The 18189-nt window shown below is 40.4% G+C and carries 12 protein-coding genes and 1 pseudogene; 7 read left to right on the forward strand and 6 right to left on the reverse strand.

Annotated features, from left to right (window positions below; translation table 11 throughout):
* Positions 1-4: 4 nt before the first annotated feature.
* Positions 5-2749, reverse strand: a complete 2745-nt coding sequence (locus I6F10_RS06575) for a cadherin-like domain-containing protein (protein WP_197098649.1) — start codon at positions 2747-2749, stop codon at positions 5-7.
* A gap of 197 nt (positions 2750-2946) precedes the next feature.
* A complete protein-coding gene (locus tag I6F10_RS06580; RefSeq protein ID WP_231619900.1) occupies positions 2947-3639 on the reverse strand; it encodes a hypothetical protein in 693 nt (230 codons plus the stop codon).
* Positions 3640-3792: 153 nt separating this feature from the next.
* On the opposite strand from I6F10_RS06580, the gene I6F10_RS06585 reads away from it, so the two are divergent.
* From I6F10_RS06585 to I6F10_RS06610, 6 genes are all read left to right on the forward strand, one after another.
* Positions 3793-5154 (forward strand): TolC family protein, encoded by a 1362-nt coding sequence (locus tag I6F10_RS06585; protein ID WP_197098651.1) that lies wholly within the window; start codon positions 3793-3795, stop codon positions 5152-5154.
* Positions 5151-6296, forward strand: a complete 1146-nt coding sequence (locus I6F10_RS06590) for an efflux RND transporter periplasmic adaptor subunit (RefSeq protein WP_197098652.1) — start codon at positions 5151-5153, stop codon at positions 6294-6296. Before I6F10_RS06585 ends, I6F10_RS06590 begins: the two co-directional genes overlap by 4 nt.
* On the forward strand, positions 6296-9484 hold the full coding sequence (locus tag I6F10_RS06595; protein WP_197098653.1) for an efflux RND transporter permease subunit: 3189 nt from the start codon (positions 6296-6298) through the stop codon (positions 9482-9484). Before I6F10_RS06590 ends, I6F10_RS06595 begins: the two co-directional genes overlap by 1 nt.
* Positions 9484-10167 carry a response regulator transcription factor gene (locus I6F10_RS06600; protein ID WP_197098654.1) on the forward strand — a complete coding sequence of 228 codons (684 nt, stop codon included), beginning with the start codon at positions 9484-9486 and terminating at the stop codon, positions 10165-10167. The genes I6F10_RS06595 and I6F10_RS06600 overlap by 1 nt, the downstream gene beginning before the upstream one ends.
* The gene (locus tag I6F10_RS06605; protein WP_197098655.1) at positions 10164-11456 is read left to right on the forward strand and encodes a sensor histidine kinase; all 1293 of its coding nucleotides are present in this window, start codon (positions 10164-10166) and stop codon (positions 11454-11456) included. The genes I6F10_RS06600 and I6F10_RS06605 overlap by 4 nt, the downstream gene beginning before the upstream one ends.
* 244 nt (positions 11457-11700) lie before the next feature.
* A complete protein-coding gene (locus I6F10_RS06610; RefSeq protein ID WP_170072665.1) occupies positions 11701-12432 on the forward strand; it encodes a hypothetical protein in 732 nt (243 codons plus the stop codon).
* Positions 12433-12819: 387 nt separating this feature from the next.
* On the opposite strand, the gene I6F10_RS06615 is transcribed toward I6F10_RS06610, so the two are convergent.
* From I6F10_RS06615 to I6F10_RS06625, 3 genes and pseudogenes are all read right to left on the reverse strand, one after another.
* Positions 12820-13053, reverse strand: coding sequence for a hypothetical protein (locus I6F10_RS06615; protein ID WP_182715588.1), 234 nt, complete (start codon positions 13051-13053; stop codon positions 12820-12822).
* 216 nt (positions 13054-13269) lie between these two features.
* A pseudogene (locus I6F10_RS06620) lies at positions 13270-14127 on the reverse strand (MBL fold metallo-hydrolase).
* Between the two features lie 186 nt (positions 14128-14313).
* A complete protein-coding gene (locus tag I6F10_RS06625; RefSeq protein WP_197098656.1) occupies positions 14314-16197 on the reverse strand; it encodes a propionyl-CoA synthetase in 1884 nt (627 codons plus the stop codon).
* Positions 16198-16383: 186 nt separating this feature from the next.
* Between I6F10_RS06625 and I6F10_RS06630 the strand changes: the two genes are divergently transcribed.
* Positions 16384-16785 carry a nucleotide triphosphate diphosphatase NUDT15 gene (locus tag I6F10_RS06630; protein ID WP_024605810.1) on the forward strand — a complete coding sequence of 134 codons (402 nt, stop codon included), beginning with the start codon at positions 16384-16386 and terminating at the stop codon, positions 16783-16785.
* Here I6F10_RS06630 and I6F10_RS06635 read toward each other — a convergent pair whose 3' ends face one another.
* Complete coding sequence (locus I6F10_RS06635) at positions 16786-17883, reverse strand: polysaccharide lyase family 7 protein (RefSeq protein ID WP_024605809.1); 1098 nt, start codon at positions 17881-17883, stop codon at positions 16786-16788.
* Positions 17884-18189: the final 306 nt, after the last annotated feature.

Consider the following 18189-nt stretch of genomic DNA (forward strand, 5'->3'; position numbering starts at 1 on the left):
TTATTTAAATACCTAGTGGGGTAGTGTCTTCGCTATCAATGACGCCATCGTTATCGGCATCTTGGTCGGCAATTAATCCTGCTAAGGCTATGTCTTCATCGCTGGTGTTAGGTAAAAAGAAGTTAGGTAAGCCGTCGTGGTCGGTATCTACGCTTGCTATCGCTATGCCTCTAAAGTCATCGCGAGAGGCGACTAAGTTGGTCATGCCTATGTAAAGCTCAAGCTGATCGGCTTCGCCATTAACCCCGTTACTAATTAAGCTTTGTGCTTTGCTAATATCGTTAATTAACGTAAAACTGTTAACTAAGTCTGCCATGTTGTCGGCAATAATTGTATCGGCAAAGCCCAAAATAAGAGGCTCAAGCGTATTTAAAAGCGTGCTAGCTTGTGTTTTTGCATTACTATAATTTGCTGAAAAGTCGCTAATGTTCGCTGCGTTTGAACCCATACTTGAAAGCATAGAATAACGTAAAAATTCACCTGTTTGAGCTTCTTCTAAACCAATTACTTCGGCTTTAACAGCGGCTAAAATAGTTTCTAGCTGATCGCTTGTTAACTCATTTAACGCAGGTGTTATTTCTGTAATTGCATCATTTAAAGTGGTGCTTGCAAGCGATGTTTGGTTTGCATTAACTAAGTAACCTAAGGTTTCTAGGCGGGCTTCAAATCTGTCTTCGGTATCTTCATTTAGTGCAATATAGCTAAGTAGTTGATTGTGTACACCGGCCACTTGCTCCGCTAAGCCGCCTTCAATTAGCGATACTATTACTTGATTATGCGCCGTAATTGATGAGCTATTACTTAGCGTGCGTATGTCGCCATCATCAAGCGTATTAAGTATGGTTAAACATTTATTAGCCGCACTTGCTGTATCACCACCAACTCGCGCTGTTAAGCTTACTAATGACTTACAGCCTTTGAAACCCGTTAAAAACGTGGTTGATGACTCTTTGCTAATGTATTCATCAGAGGCTAAAAAGTCGCCCGCATAGGTAAATACTTGCTGTGCTAAGTCGTTTCTGCCGGCCTCACTTAAAATTAGGCCTGTGCCTGGGACGTTATCAAGTTCGGTAAGTGCTCTAAAAAATTCGTTGTAATCGCCATTTTCAGTAAAAAAGTTGCGAGCTTGTGCTGCGGCACTTGTTATATCTTCACCGGCAAGTAGGCGGTTAGCTATATTAAAGCCATATACTTGCTCTTGCGCGTTGTTTATATCGGTTTCGCTGTCTGACAGCGTTATTGCTGGGTTTTCGTCGCTTTGGTATAAGCCTTCAATTAAGCCCGCTAAAAATTGAATAGGGTAAGTGTAGTTATCTAATGTAGCGGCGCTGTATGGCGACGCTGAGTAGGCGTAGTTACTATCAAAACCGGTAGAGTCATACATAGCAAGGACTTGGTTAGTGTAATCTTTTGCTGTTTCAAATTCGCCAGCTCTATAAAGGTATTGCGCAGCCCAAGCCCCGTGCAACGTTTTGTATTGCTCGTATGGTTGGCCTTCGTATTCGCCGCTACGTACAAGTCTGTAACCCGTTTTTACCGCAAGTTGCGCGTAGTTATTGGCAAGTAATTTGGCTTGAGTTAAATCGCTTTCATCTAGGCTTTGTGCATAGCTTTGTAGGGCATCATCTATTGATAAGCGTACGCTATTTAAAAAGTAGCCATAGCTTGATGTGTATTCGTCTTCGCGTACTTGCTCAGCGTATAACGAAATTGTATTCAACAAATTACTTGCTTGCGAGACTTGATCGGCGTCTAGGTAGCTTTTTACTAAAGAGTAAAGTGCTGATGCGTCTGATGAGGCAATGTTATCGAAACCTTTATCAGCTAAGTATTGGTTGTAGGCCGCTACCGCTTGGACGCGATAATCGTTTGCTTGCTCTGTTTGGCCTATTTCATCAAGTGCTTGCGCCACATCTTTTAGTGCCGAAGAACGCGCCGTTTGCTCGTTTATAAGTGCTAAATAGTCGTTAGCAGTATCTAAAAATCCTGCACGCGCATAGGCCGCAGCTTGGGTTGCGTATATATCGTAACGAGACAGTTCGTCAGCAATATTTGCGCTTAGTTCATCTGCTTGTTTTAGATGAGATAGTCTAGAACTGTAGTAATAATTAAGTTTGTCTTCGTTAGTTACATAAGAAGGGCTTAACGAAATAATTGCAGTTAATGGCTCGCTAATTAGGCCATCTGTGTAACTAATTTCAAATTGCTCATCAATGCTGCTTAGAGTTTGTGCCTCATAGGTAAATTCACCCGTGGTGCTATTTATGCTCATTACACCATTACTAGGTGGTGTAATTAAGCTAATAGTTACGGTGTCACCATCTAAATCTTGCGTAGTAATAATCCCTTGTGTGGTGGTTGAAGAGGTAACAAACACATTAGTGGTTAGTAACTGTGGTGCATCATTAACATTTTCTACGCTAAAACGTACTACAACATTTGCTGTTAAGTTGCCATCGCTTGCGCTAATGGTCGCGGTATCTTCGCCATAATAATTACTAAAAGGCGTATACGTAAATTGACCATTTGCTTCTACTGCTATAGTGCCGTTACTTGGTGCATTAGCAAGTGTGTAGCTAAGGATATCGTCGTCGGTGGCTGTTACTTGAGCAGTAAATGGAGTGTCTTCATTTACAGTAAAGCTTAAATTAGGTTGTGCAAACTGCGGGGCTGTGTTGCCAGAGCCACCACCACAGCCAGCTAAAGCAAGGGCGCATAATATTGAGGTAAACTTAATTAGCTTGTTCATTATTGTTAATATAAAAAGTTAATGATGTTGCGAATGATAACTGATATCAATTAGATTTAAAAGTTTAATCTGTATTTGTATTATAAATATTGAGTATTCAATTGAGGTTGAAAATGTCCTAAAAAGCAAAACCCTGCGCTTAACAGGGTTTATATTGCAAACAAGAGAGTGTTACTAAATGGAGGGGTACCAATTAATTATTTAAGATCGTTAATAATAAGAAGGGGGAAGTTTTTAGCTGAGCGAGGTTGCCAATTATTATAGCTAATATTGCTAATTCCAAAATAGTTAAGCACTTTAGGTGAATAAGTCCAGCCACGGGCACGTTGCTTTATAGCTGCGCTGCGTAAATTGGGTTTTAACCCTACAGTGAGTAAATCATGATTTACGTTTAATTTTTTGTATAGGGCTTTTTCGCGCAGGCTTGCTTTATTAATTACCTCATCGTAATGAGCACGTAATTCTTCCCACTTTTGGCTTTTTTGCGGCTCTTCTAAATGCTTTACCATGGCATCAATATCACTGTCTAACCATTTTGCTGAGGCTGCATCGCCATGCCAACCGATAATTGCATTAGGTTCTATTGTAGTAGGGTGCCCAGCAAGCAACACATAATTAGCACACGATGAAAAACAAAACTGCTTTATATTTACGGTTAATTTATGCGCCAAAATTAGCTCGGCTAAATCCATTCCTAAAGCTATGTTTCCGCCGCCGCTGGTAATAGTAAAGGTATTAATTGTGGGATTGTTTTTTAACAGCTCAGCTGCTGTATTGTTATTTTGTTTGTTGATTTGACCACTATAAATAAGCGTTTTATCGCTTAAAGTGACTTGAGCCTGCAATAACGTAGGGAGTATTAAAAAAAGGGTAAAAATTAATTTATGCATGTGGGTTTTGAATGAGTATTTTTGCCAAAGGCTACGTAATTTGGCTAAGCGAGGCAAATACTAATTTGTCTAAAGTAAGTTAACTCCTTTTAACCCACTCTTAACCCTTGCCCTAATAAGCTATGTGTAATAGTACGAATTAGGCATAGTTAAATGGTTTATTTTAAAAAGCACTCAACCAGTTTGTTATTTGCACTTAGTTGTACGCTTGCTGCATGTAGTAGTCAGCCAAGCTATCAAGGTAATAGTACTGAGCAGTCGCTAAAACAACATACAAACTGGCAGTACACGCAAAATAACGCACAGCAAGTAAATTACATTACCGATTTGGTGGATATTGAAGGGCTTGATTCGCTTATTGAGCAAGCTGTTACTAATAACCCATCGTTTAATCAAGTGCATGTTGCATTAAAATTAGCTTATGCGCAGCGTGATGTAACTGCTGCAAGTCAGTGGTTTAGTGTAGATGCGGGATTTGACGCGCAGCGCAGTGAAACCGAAGGCACGCAATACAGCTCATCAGTAGGTATAAGTTGGGAAGCCGATATATGGCAAAAAATTGCTGACAATGTAGCCGCGCAAGATATGACTATTGCCAGTAACCAAGCTACCTATCAAGGCGCTAAAGACACATTAGTAGCGAGTGTTATTCGTACTTATTTAAATATTATTTTGCAGCAAAATTTGCTCGATATAGAGAAGCAACGTTTAGTTGTTTTACAAAATAATGAGCAAAGTATTGTAGAGCGCTACCAATATGGGTTAGGTGATTTAGAAGCGCTTGATACCGCCCGTACTAGCACGGCATCTACTCGCGCAACCATTGCCGACTATCAAGAGCAAATAGCAAAAGCAAAGCGTGCTTTAATGCTAATTGTAGGCACTGATAAACTTAAAAACCTGCCAAATACATTAACACTACCAAACGTTATTGAGCCATTAAGTACATTACCAGAGCAAGATTTAGCGCGCCGACCTGACTTACAAAGTGCCTATTACAACATTCAGGCAAAGCATTACTTGGTTGATGTATCGTACAAAGAGCTACTACCTAGTATTTCGCTTTCGGCATCACTGAGTGATTTTGCAAGCACGCCAAGCCAATCATTATTAACCAGCCCAGTGTGGAGTTTATTAGGCAGTTTAAGTGCCCCTTTATTTGAAGGTGGAGCACTGCGTGCGCAAGTTGATATTGCAAAATTAAATGCCGAGCAAGCGTTTTGGCAGTACCAAGATACGCTGCTAAGTGCGGTAAACGAAGTTGAAAATGCACTCGGGCAGGAGCAATCATTAACCGAGCAGCAACTGCAAATTAGCAATGCACTTGCTAGCGCTAAACGCAGCTTTAGTAACTATCAAAGTAAGTATCAACAAGGTTTGGTTGATATTTTAGATTTGCTAACAGTGCAACAAAAAGTATACGACCTGCAAGCCCAGCTTAGCCAAATAAACTACACCCTTTTAACTAACCGCATAGATTTAGGCCTCGCTTTGGGCCTTGGAGTATCGTCATGAAAATTTCGCCAACACCGGTTGTTGTAACGCTTGTTGCTATTGTTTGTATAGGGCTTGCTATTATGTATAACGGTCAAAAAATGACTGAACAAGCAAACAGCCCACAACCAGCCGCTATTAAAGCTATTGCCCCAAATGTATCGGTAATTAATGCAGCTCCGAGCACTTATCAGGCTTATGTTAGCGGCCACGGTGAAGCTAAAGCGCATTGGTCACTTAGCTTAAAAGCACAAGTTAAAGGCGAAGTAACCAGTATGAGCGAGCAATTTGCGACCGGTAGCTTAATAACTAAAGGGCAGGTGTTTGCACAAATTGATGACACCGAATACTTACAAGCTCTAGCTAGCGCAAAAGCAACATTGGCTGATGCAAAACTAGCACTGCAAGAAGAACAAGATTTAGGTAATCAAGCAAAACGTGAATGGGATCGCTCAGGCGTTACGCAAGCGCCAAGCTCGCCGCTTGTATTTAGAACGCTGCAGTTAGAAGCCGCGCAAGCTACGCTCGATAAAGCACAATATGCACTTAAAACCGCACAGCGTGATGTAAATAACACCCAGTTAAGTGCACCATTTGACGCTGTTATTTTATCGCGCGATATAGATTTAGGTACTTATGTGAGTATTGGCGACACGCTTGCCACGCTAAACAGCACTGACAAAGTAGAAATAACGGTACCGCTTTCATTAAGTCAGTGGCAAAACCTAGCAAATAATAAATCAGGCGAGGTTATTTTAACTGATGTAACCACTAATACTAAATGGAACGGTTATATTGCACGTTTTGAGCAACACCTTGATGACAGCTCGCGTCAACGCAGCGTAATTGTTGCCTTAGATAAACCGTTTGAGCAAACAACGCCGTTACTGCCTGGCACATTTTTAGCGGTAGAAATTGCCGGTAAGCAGTTAAGTAACGTAATAAAACTGCCTGCTTCGGCGGTATCTCAAGATGGCTTAATTTGGTACGTCAATGATCAAAATAGCTTAGTAAGCACACACGCTAATAAAGTATTTGAGCGTGGGGATTACGTATATATTACGCCAGTAGATGGTGCTAAAAATCTAAAAGTGGTGGCGCGCCCACTTGTTAGTTACTTAAACGACATGAAAGTAAATCCAATAGTTGAGGAGATACAATAATGAGCCCTCATCAACCACCTCAAATACCCAGTAATAATAACCCGCTGCATGGTATTATTAATTGGTTTGCAAATAACTCTGTTGCCGCTAACTTATTGTTAGTTAGTGTGATTGTAATGGGTATTATGTCGCTTACGACTTTACGTAAAGAGGCATTTCCGAGTTTAGAGCCAGATACTATTTCGGTATCGGTGGTTTACGACAGTGGCGATGCATTGCAAGCCGAAGAAGGAATAGCGTTAAAAATTGAAGAAGCGCTCGAAACCGTATCAGGTATTAAACGTATTACCTCTACATCCGATGCTAGCGGCAGCCATGTAAGCATTGAAAAAAGTACTGATTACTCACTCGATGAGTTACTTGTTGACGTTAAAAACCAAGTTGACGCTATTAATAACTTTCCCGCAGATGCTGAGCAACCTGTTATTGATAAAGCCCGTAGGCAAGATCATGCATTAACGCTGCAACTTTTTGGGGATGCCGATCGCCATACATTACAAAACCTGGGTGAAAAACTTAAAGCCGATTTATTAGCGCAATCAGGCATTAGCGACGTAGCGCAATCGGGTGTGCTCGCCCCGATGATGTCCATAGAAATCGACGAAGGTAAATTACAAGCGTATGGCTTAACTATTAGCGATATAAGCGAGGTTATTAACAATGAGTCATCAAGCCCGCTTTCGACTAGTTTGCGCGATAGCAGTAAAATTATACGCTTGAAAGCCGCCGACCAAGCTTACTGGCAGCGTGACTTTGCCAATACTGTATTGTTGAGCACTGCATCAGGCACGCAAATTAAGTTAGGCGATGTAGCCACAGTTACCGACTCATTTGCCGAAGACAGCAACTCATTAAGCCGTTATAACCAACAAAATGCCATAGGCGTTGAAATTTTAATGGGCGATAACAGCGATATAACTACCATTGTTGAGCAAGCTAATAGCGTAATAGATAAATGGCACGAAAGCGGTTTATTACCCCAAAACGTAGAGCTTGAAAGCTGGCACGACAAAAGCACCATGATCACCGAGCGTTTATCGCTACTTACTAAAAACGCGGTGACCGGTATTATTATGGTGTTTGTAATACTTGCCATATTTTTAAACGTACGCGTAGCGCTATGGGTGGCTGGTGGCTTGCCGTTTGTATTTTTTGGCACGCTTTATTTTATGACCGATGGCTACACCGCACTGACCATAAACGAAATGACCACCTTTGGCTTTATTATGGCGCTGGGCATAGTGGTAGACGATGCCGTTGTTGTGGGCGAGAGTATTTACACCACACGTAAAAAGCATGGCGATACATTAAATAACACGGTTTTAGGTACTATGAAGGTTGCCGTGCCAACAATATTTGGGGTGTTAACCACCGTTGCCGCGTTTGTGGCGCTTTCGAATGTGTCAGGTAACTTAGGTAAAATTTACTCTCAATTTGCTACAGTAGTAACTATTTGTTTACTGCTTTCAGTTGTTGAATCAAAACTTATTTTACCCTCGCATCTAGCCCACATTAGTACTAAACGCCAAGTTAAAAAAGGCTTAGGAGGTCTGTGGTCAAAAATACAACATGGTGCTGATAGTGGCTTAAACTGGTTTAGTAAAAACATTTACTGCAAGGTTATTGAATTTTCACTGCGCTTTAGATACGCCGTAGTCGCTGCGTTTATCGCCTTTTTTATACTGGTTATTGGCATGCCAATGACAGGCACAGTAAAGGTTGGTTTCTTCCCAAGTATTGCAGGCGACACCGTAACAGCCGATTTAGTTATGCAAAACGACGCTGCTTATGGGCAAACAAACACAAATTTACTAACGCTTGAGCAAAGTGCATTACAAGCAGAGCAAAACTTAATGGCCAAGTTGAGCTCTGACAAAAGCGAAATAACCAGCCTACAAGTCATTAGTAGCAGCGACACCAGCGGTGAAGTAAGCGTTGAGCTATTAAACGAAGGCGCTTTTACAGCAAGCGAATTTGCTCAAGAATGGCAGCGCGTAGCAGGTAGCCTTGAGGGCAGTAAAAAATTACAAATATTAGCCACGCGTAAAATGGTCGATAACTTTAAAGTTGAACTTAAAGCGTGGGACGACGAAACCGTAATGGCGGCGGGTGCACTATTTAAGGAGCGCTTACAAAATACCGCAGGCGTTAACGGAATAGACGACAACTTAAACCCAGGTCAGCCACAGCTTAAATTTACCCTAAATGCACAAGGGCGCGCGCTTGGCATGGATACAGCTAGTTTATCAAAGCAAGTACTGCAAGCCTTTGGTGGTGCAGTTGTACAGCGCTACCAACGTAATAAAGACGAAGTTAAAGTACGTGTACGCTACCCAGAAGATGCTCGTAAAACACCTGCCGATATAATGCAGTCGCGTATTCGCCTACCCGATGGCACGGTTGTCCCTTTAGTTAACGTAGCCACAGTAAGCAGTGAATATCAGCAAGATGAAATAACCCGCATTGATGGACTACGTGCAATTTATTTAAGCGCCCAAGTAGATAAAAACGTGATTGCTCCAAACGAGTTAGTTGCTAATTTAAAGCGCGACTTAATTCCAGAGTTAACACAGCAATTTCCTAATTTAAGTGTGTATTTTGCAGGAGAGGCAGAGCAACAAAGCGAAACCACCAGCTCAATGAGCACTATGTTTGTAGCGGCTTTATTAGTTATTTACGTGTTGCTGGCTATTCCGCTTAAATCGTACATTCAACCTATGTTGATTATGGTAGCAATTCCGTTTGGCATTGTGGGCGCTATTTTAGGACATTGGTGGAACGACTTAACCATTAGTATATTGTCGTTAAATGGTATTTTGGCGCTCAGTGGAGTAGTTGTAAACGACAGCCTATTACTTGTTTCGCGCTTTAACGAACTAGTACAAGAAGAGGGCATGAGCACGCACGATGCCATTGTTGAGTCGTGTACGAGTCGTTTGCGTGCGGTATTACTTACCTCAATTACAACTTACGCAGGCTTAGTGCCGCTACTTAGCGAAACCTCAATGCAGGCACAGTTTTTAATTCCTGCTGCGGCATCACTTGGCTACGGTATTTTGTTTGCCACGGTTATTACCTTAATACTTATACCTGCATTATTGATGATTCAAACCGATGCTAAACGCGGTATTGATGCTGTGCTAATATCGCTAGGTGCTAAAAATAAAACGCAGGAAGTAGCCTCTTAATGATAAACGTACTACTGGTTGAAGACGACATAGATTTGGCAACCACCATTGTTGATTATCTCGAAATTGAGTCAATAGAGTGTGACCATGCAAGCAATGGCGTAATGGGTTTAAATTTAATAGAACGTAATCAATATCAAATGATTATATTAGATGTAAACATGCCCAAAATGGACGGTTTAACCATGTGTAAATCATTGCGTGAGCAAGGCATTGATATACCAGTATTAATGCTGACAGCGCGCGATAGCCTCGACAATAAGCTTGAGGGGTTTGCAGCCGGTAGTGACGACTATTTAGTAAAACCATTTGCGATGAAAGAGCTAGTAGCGCGGGTTCAAGTATTAGCAAAGCGTAAAAGTGGAGAGGTTAAGCGACTTACATTTGCTAATTTAACACTTAATTTAACCGCGCATACAGCAACAGTGGAAGAGCACAGTTTAAAGTTATCACCCATCACTTTTAAGTTATTAGAAGTGCTTGTACGAGAGCAGCAAAAACCGGTAACCCGACAGGTAATTATGCAAGCAATATGGGGAGACGATCAGCCAGACAGCAATAGCTTAAAAGTGCATATTCATCATTTGCGTAAACAGCTAGAGCAGGCGCATTGCCAAGCCATACTAGAAACAATACCCAGTGTAGGGTTTGCGCTAAAATTAAAAAATGGGACACAAGCATGAAAATTAGACCCAGCCTGAGGTTGTATTTTTTTGCCACCATGGTGCTTTTAAGTTCATTAATGGCAATTGGTTTTTCGTTTTTAAGTGTTAATTATTTTATTGATGGCTTAGACCGAGGGTTAAACGGAGTTATGTTTGAGCTTTCGCAAACCACTGAAGTTGAAGACGGTCAGCCAAAAAATATTGTTGGATTTAATGTGGCAAGCCGTTGGGAAGACATGCCAGAAATAATACAGCAAAAATTTGAAGTTATGCCAAATGAAGCAGGCGTACTACAAAAAATGAAAGATGACACCTCATTGTTTGCTATGCCCGCAGACTTGTTTTTTGTTGTTTACTATCAAAACCCAAATGGTGAGGCGCGTTATATATCGCGCATTATGCTTGAAAAAGATCGCCCTAAAAGAATGGGAACTGTAAAACCAATACACCGCATGACATTGATAGCCATAACAGGTTTTGCAGCCATTGCCTTATTTACCTTCTTTTTGTTTATGGTAATGAAAAAAATAGCTAAGCCAGTTGAATCGCTACGCAATTGGGCTAAGTCGTTAAATCAAAATAATTTACAAAACACGCCGCCCGATTTTACCTATAACGAATTAAATACCTTAGCAACGTTAATACGCAGTAGCTTACTTTCAGCTCACGACAGCCTTGAGCGAGAACAGCGCTTTTTAAGTTATGCGAGCCACGAGTTACGTACACCAATTTCGGTTATTCGCAGCAACGTTGAATTACTTAACCGCTTAAGCGAAAAAGCACCTTTAAGCGACAAACAGCAACTTACACTGCAGCGAATAGAGCGCGCAGGTTTAACCATGAGCGATTTAACCGAGATGTTATTGTGGCTTAGCAGAAATGACGACCAGCAAAGTGCACCAGAGCCTGTAAACCTAGCCGAAAAAATAACGACTTTGGGTAACGAACTCGACTATTTACTCAATTCAAAACAAGTTGATGTACTTATAAATACTGATAACCAAAGTACGACTATTAGTACCGAAGCCACCGCATGCCACATTGTGCTTACTAACTTAATACGTAATGCGTATCAGCATACGCAACAAGGGCAAGTGCGTATTACTCAGCAGGGCAGCCGTGTGATTATAGTAAATAGCAGCGAACAAACGGATATGCCACACACTGCTAATAACACAAACAAGCCTGCCAATATTGGCTACGGTTTAGGATTAGAGTTAAGCGAAAAAATAATAAAACGACACGGTTGGGTATACGAAGTAAACGACATGCCTGGGCGTTATGAAGTGGTGGTCGATTTTAGTTAATACGCTTTTTTTAATACTTAGAATACTTAGATTTAAAATATAAAAACCGCACTAAGGCATCTTTAAAATTGCTTTAGTGCGGTTTTTTATACTCAAAAATATTTAATTTAACGCTGAGAATATAAAAACTTAGTGATAGTAATGTGTTAAGTAATTTGCTAAAACTATAAATAGTAAAGGATGCGAGTGTCGTATGCATGATACGCGGAAGATTAAATTGTTCTGCTTTTAAGGAGTTAAAATAATGCTTTCTGATATAGACATTGAAAAATCGATAAGACAATCGTTAGATCGAATTGTCCCAGAAGTTAGTGATAGGACGTGGCTCCTCGAGCGTTTGTACAAACATAAGATTGGAAATAAACTACCGCGTGGAAAGAGATTCAATTTTTATAGATGTATTGAAAATAAGGCAAGATGGAAAACTGTTGTGGATAATCATATGCACACGATTTTTACTAAGTCATACAAGAACCAAGTTTCCCATTTTTTACTTTCTCAGTTGACTTTGCTTGATTTCGCGTGCGTTAGTCGAGAATGCAGCTTGAATACAGGAGCCGTTCTTGATGTCATTTCAAAATTAGAGGGTGAAACCGAATATTCAGCTTCTACTGATTTAGTAAAGCATGATATTAAGTTTAAACGTAAGGGCCTATTTGCTAATTATAAGCACACTCATGTTCCTGTACTTCCAAATTCATACCTTAAAATGATGACCCAAGAAACCTCGATCAGTAGTATTGTAGCCAATACCGATAATTCAACGTTAGACGTTAACCTGTTAGAAGTAGAAGCTGGAATTAAAGCTAGAGGAAAAGCAAAGGGAGGTCGAATGACTGGTCACTGGTTGATTACCCGGGAAAATAATGAAGAAACCTATTATCTAGCCATATTTCCACATGCACGCACTAATGGTTTAGATGAAGAATGGATATTCAATCAAGTCCAAGAATCAGAACGGTACTTAAAGTGTTAGCCTTAACTGAGTGAAAAGCCCAGAATCAATTTTAAAAATAATTACTCAGGAAATATAACTATCAAGGGAATGTCAGTAGCAACAATTTCAAACAGTGAAATTGAATTAAATTTGTTGGTAAATGCGCGGGTATTCTTCTTTTAACAATTGATGCTATTGAAATTCTTTTAAATGATGGCAGCACATATCAGTTTATTATTGAATCTCTGTTCACCTAATCTTTCTTATATATACTCTAGTGGTATATGTAAGTGTTTTTCTCGTACATCTTTCGTATGACCTGTACCTAGGAGGTACTGTTAACGCTTGTGCTGCCAATAATAAAGCCCCATTTAAAAGCAGCGTAGTTTACTTTTACCTAAGCGAATTTACTTAACAAAGCGTTTTTTATCGAGCCTTACAATGCCAATGATCATCGTGTTTAGTGCAGGCTTGTTTTGTGGGCTTGGCTTTTACGATCACAATGTTTGGAGAGTTGTGCTCAGTTACTAAAGCAGGCGTGACTACTTTAACGACTTTTTTATGTGGTTTATGCGCACTGGGACCATGTTGATATACAGTGCAGCCGCTCATAATAAGCGCGGTCGTCATTACTAAAACTATTTTTAAAGATAAGTTCATGTTTATTAGTCCTATGTAGCTTAATACAAAGCCTAGGATAAACTTTTTTTTGTATAGTGCTGTAAGCAAACGTAAGGATATTGTAAAGGTGACTTATATGGCTTTTGACGTCTATTTAACTAATTAATAAGTACATTGGTACTGCGTTAAATACGCCAATACCAATGCTTATAATATTGAGTTTAGAGCTCAGAGCTTAGTCCACTGAGTTCAAACTTATAAATCGCTGCGCCAACCCATACCAGACTCTTCCATTAAACGCTCGTACACGCCTTCTATGTTAAGCGGTAACCATGCATCAAACTGTTTAAAGTCACTAAATTGGTCTAATTTTACATTTTGTTTAATTTCATCAAGCGTATTACCGGCTAAAACGCCTGCTGTTACTTGGCTGTATAAAAGCTCTAAATAACTTAAATAGCGCGCTACATCAGCCTTGCTGCCAATATCGGCATGTCCGCCTACAAAGGTATCAAAGTTATATTTGAGTACCGCTTGGGTTGAGTTAATCATGCCTTGAATATCGTAACTCCACAGCTTTTGCCACGGCATTCTGCCAATAACAATCCAATCAACTACAAATAACGTTTTTTGCTTTTCGAATAATATACTAACCGAACCACGACCATCGTTTGGACCATGGTAGTTAAGTTTTACTGAGGAATCACCAAGGGTAAGTAGTAGCTCGTTATCAAAAGTAAGGCTGGGCATTACCGTTTTCATTTGCGTGTTTTTAATATCTTGCGCAGCGAGTTTATGCGCTACAAACGTGGTGTGCGGGTTTTTAAATACCTCGGCGCCGTAAATATGATCGCTGTGATTATGGCTATAAATTACATACTTTACCGGTACGTTATAGCGGGTTTTAATTTGCTCGTTTAACCAGGTGGCGGCTTTTTTATTAAGCGGGTCGGTAACAATTGCACCTTAAGAAGTGATTAAAAATACTGAGCGGTGTCTGTCGTCTATAAAGCGGTGTAAGCCGTCCCCTAAGTCTTCTATTTCATAGGCTTGTGTGGCAAAGCCTATAAATAATAGGGCTGTAGTTAATAGTTTTTGTAGCAAGCGGGGCATACACCATTCCTTTTAAAATTGATTAAATTAATAACGCTATTAAAAGAAGAAAGCATTAAGCCGTAAAAAATTTCAGTTATTGGTTAAATTAAAACTAAAACTAAACCTAAACTTAAGTCAAAGGATCAAATATAAGGATGAAATAAAAAGCCATTATAAAAATGGCTTTAGATAGGTTGGTTGGGTTTATCTTTGTGTTAGTTGTTGGTTTATTTCTTCAAAGATACTGGCATCATCTATGGTTGAAGGTATTTGTAGTTCTTCGCCATCAACTAGTTGACGTAAATTTTTACGCAGTATTTTACCCGAGCGTGTTTTGGGCAGCCTATCTACGCTAACTATATTTTTAAGGCACGCAATAGCGCCAATTTGATTACGAACACTTAAAACAAGTGCTTCTTCCACGTCGATACTTGAGCCCATAAAATCATTTTTAAGCACGATCATTCCCATAGAGAGTTGCCCTTTTAGGGGATCGTTTACACCAAAAACAGCGCATTCAGCAACAGCAGGGTGCGCGGCTACTATCTCTTCCATTTCGCCGGTAGAAAGCCTATGCCCTGCTACATTTATAACGTCGTCGGTTCTGCCCATAATAAATAGGTAGCCGTCTTCATCAATATAACCGCCATCGCCAGATAAATAATACCCCTCGTATTCATTTAGGTAGCTTGCTTTAAAGCGCGGAGTATCTTGCCAAATTGTTGGTAGGCAACCCGGTGGAAGTGGCAGTTTAATTACCACGGCGCCTTGCTCGTTAGCTTTGCATTCATTGCCATCCATATCTAATATTCGCACGTCAAAACCTGGAGTTGGCACGGTAGAGCTGCCAGGTTTTGTTGCTAAGTACTCAAGCCCTACAGGGTTACAAGCAATAGCCCAGCCGGTTTCTGTTTGCCACCAATGATCGAGCACTGGCAGTTTGGTTTTTTCTTTAAGCCACTCGTAAGTGGGAGGATCTAACCGCTCGCCAGCTAAAAATAAACGTTTTAAGCTTGAGGTATCGTATTGATTAAAACCATCGGCATTTGGGTCTTCTTTTTTAATTGCTCTAAATGCGGTGGGGGCACTAAATAATGCATTTACTTTATATTCTTCTACCACGCGCCAAAATGCACTAGCATCGGGCGTTTTAACGGGTTTACCTTCATATAATACGGTCGCGCAGCGATACATTAGCGGTGCGTAAACTATATAAGAGTGCCCAACTACCCAGCCAATGTCAGACGCTGCCCAAAATACGTCGCCGGGCTTCATACCATAAACGGTTGCCATGCTGTATTGCATTGCCACTGCGTGACCGCCATTTTCGCGTACTACGCCTTTGGGTGTGCCTGTCGTGCCTGAGGTATATAAAATATAAAGCGGGTCATCTCCATTTACCGGCACCGGATCTGCGCTTGCAGCCGTTTGCATTGCCTGAGTCCAATCTATGTCTCGTTTAGGCTTAAGAGTGGCGGTTACTTGTGGACGCTGATAAATAACGCAGTGTTCTACTTTATGCGCAGCTAAGTCTATTGCGTTATCAATGAGTGGTTTGTATTCAATAACGCTGTTTACTTCAACACCGCATGAGGCGCTAAGTATAAGCTTGGGCTTGGCATCATCAATGCGTACAGCCAGTTCGTGTGCAGCAAATCCACCAAATACCACCGAATGAATAGCACCAAGGCGCGCGCACGCCAACATACCAATAACAGCTTGTGGGATCATTGGCATATAAATAACAACGCGGTCGCCTTTTATAACACCTAACGATTGTATTACGCCTGCAAATTTAGCAACTTCTTGTTGTAGTTGTGAGTAGCTATAAGTTTGCTTTGTATTAGTGACTGGAGAGTCGTAAATCAGTGCAGTTTGCTCGCCAAATCCGGCAATAACGTGCTGGTCTAGCGCTAAAACACTGGTGTTTAATTGCCCGTCACTAAACCAATGGTAAAGCCCGTCGTCGTCTTGTGTGTATACTTTTGTGGGGGTTTTATACCATGGAATATTTTTACTTTGTTCGAGCCAAAACTCGGCTGGGTTTTGTTTAAAGGCATTATATTGCTGTTTATATTCGCCTGACATGTAAGGCTCCTAAAGCTAAATTTGTGTGTGAGAGACCTTACAAAATGTAGGCTTTTTTTAGTAAGCAAGCTATTCGACCTTGGTCGGCTAAAAGTTAATCAACACACTGGTTTTAAAAATACCAAATTGACAACACAAAGCGTGTGGTTCAGCATGGCGGGCAGTAAAAATAAGAGAAAATACGATATGAGTAACGTAGTAAGAGTTGGTGTGGCGGTTATCATAAAGCACCAAAACACAATTTTACTAGGTGAGCGCATTGGCGCGCATGGTGCTAATACATGGGCAACACCTGGTGGACATTTAGAGTTTGGTGAAAGTGTTGAGCAATGTGCAATACGAGAAGTGTTTGAAGAAACAGGTTTAAAGGTAAGTAAAATTACTAAGCTTGATTTTACCAATGATATTTTTACAGCAGAGAACAAACACTATATTACGCTGTATGTAAAAGCTGATTTTGAAGGCGGAGAGCCTGAGCTTAAAGAGCCTAATAAATGTTTAAAGTGGCGCTGGTACGATATTAATAATCTACCAACGCCACTGTTTACATCACTAAAAAATTACTTATCTGAGGCTGTACTAGCCTAGTTATTTTGTTGGCGGTGTCGCTGGGCTTAACGCTAGTTTACTAAAGCTTACTTGAGCGTAATCGCCATTTTGTTTATCTGTAGACCAATCGCCAGTACCTAAACAACCTGGGTACCAAATACCTTTCGCGCTTTTAGTACTACATTGGTTATAAGCGCCGGCTTTAAAGTAATGCCAATCTGCAGCGTAGCCATGTGGATGGTCTTTTTCGTCCACTTTGCCATAAGCATCTACGTTATTACCTAAGTTAATAGAGTAATTAACGTCTTCTTTGCCTTGTGCGCTAAATGTAAGGTGCATAACATTTTTATACACATTTACCGTGTAGCTAAATTCTTCACCTAGTGCAATACCTGCACCGCCTGGCTCGTTAGGGTTTTCCCATGTATTACCCCAAACTGGGTAAGTAATGTCTGTACGATCAGGATTCGTTTTAGCTAAGTTACGTTCGTAGTTCCAAAAAACTGAGCCTGTTTTATGTCCTGGCCATTTTTTGTAATATATTTTAAGTGGCTCATTGCCCCAGCCATAACCAAGCTTGGTATCAATAAGTGCCTGATCTTTACCTGCGTGAATTTGCCCTATAACAACCGAGTAAGCTGCTTTTTTATCAGGGTCGGTAGCACGTAGCGCAACGTGATCTACTTTTAATGTTGCTTCCATTTTTCCACCAACAGAACCAAATCTGTCAGATAGCGGGTGAACAGCTAAAGCAAAGTTGTTTTTAGAGTGTTTAGTTTTAATTTTAGTATTTGATCCACGGATCATTTGTCTAAGTTCACTACGGGTATTAGTAGAGTTAGCACTTGTAAGCGCTTTATTAGGGGAGGTAAATACCATGTAGCCTTTTTCATCAAGGTAGAAAAAATCAGGGTGTGCGTAAGTCTGAATTTCTTCTACATCTATTTCATCAATTTTACCGTCGTTGTTTAAATCCACTGGTACATTTATTTTCCAGTGAGATAAATCAAACTTTGTTGCAGGTACCGGCGCATCGCTTTGCTGATTAGTGCTTTGGGTACTTGAACAAGCGGTAAAAAGTAAAGGGGTGATAACGGCTAAAGCCGTAAGTTTAAATGTGGATGTATTTTTTATCATTATTGTCTCTGTGTGATGAAGTAAAAATTGTGCGGTACAGGCATCGCTTAATCTCAATCTAGCATACCAATTTAAAAATTAAAACTTACCAATTAGTAAAATTAAATATTTTTTAAATGATTTTTTGTTATACCAATTTGGTTTAGGTGTTTTTTAACGGCTTTTATGGAAGTGTTTGCGGTATGTATTTTATATGTGCTTGGCTATTCATTTAGTGATGTTTAACGTAGATTTTGGCGCTAAGGTGTAGTCTATTTTGGGGGGGAGGAGATTTTTAATTTTGTAGTTTGCTTTGCCGCGTTTAGC

Source organism: Pseudoalteromonas sp. SWYJZ98 (assembly GCF_015864495.1).
GTDB lineage: Bacteria > Pseudomonadota > Gammaproteobacteria > Enterobacterales > Alteromonadaceae > Pseudoalteromonas > Pseudoalteromonas distincta.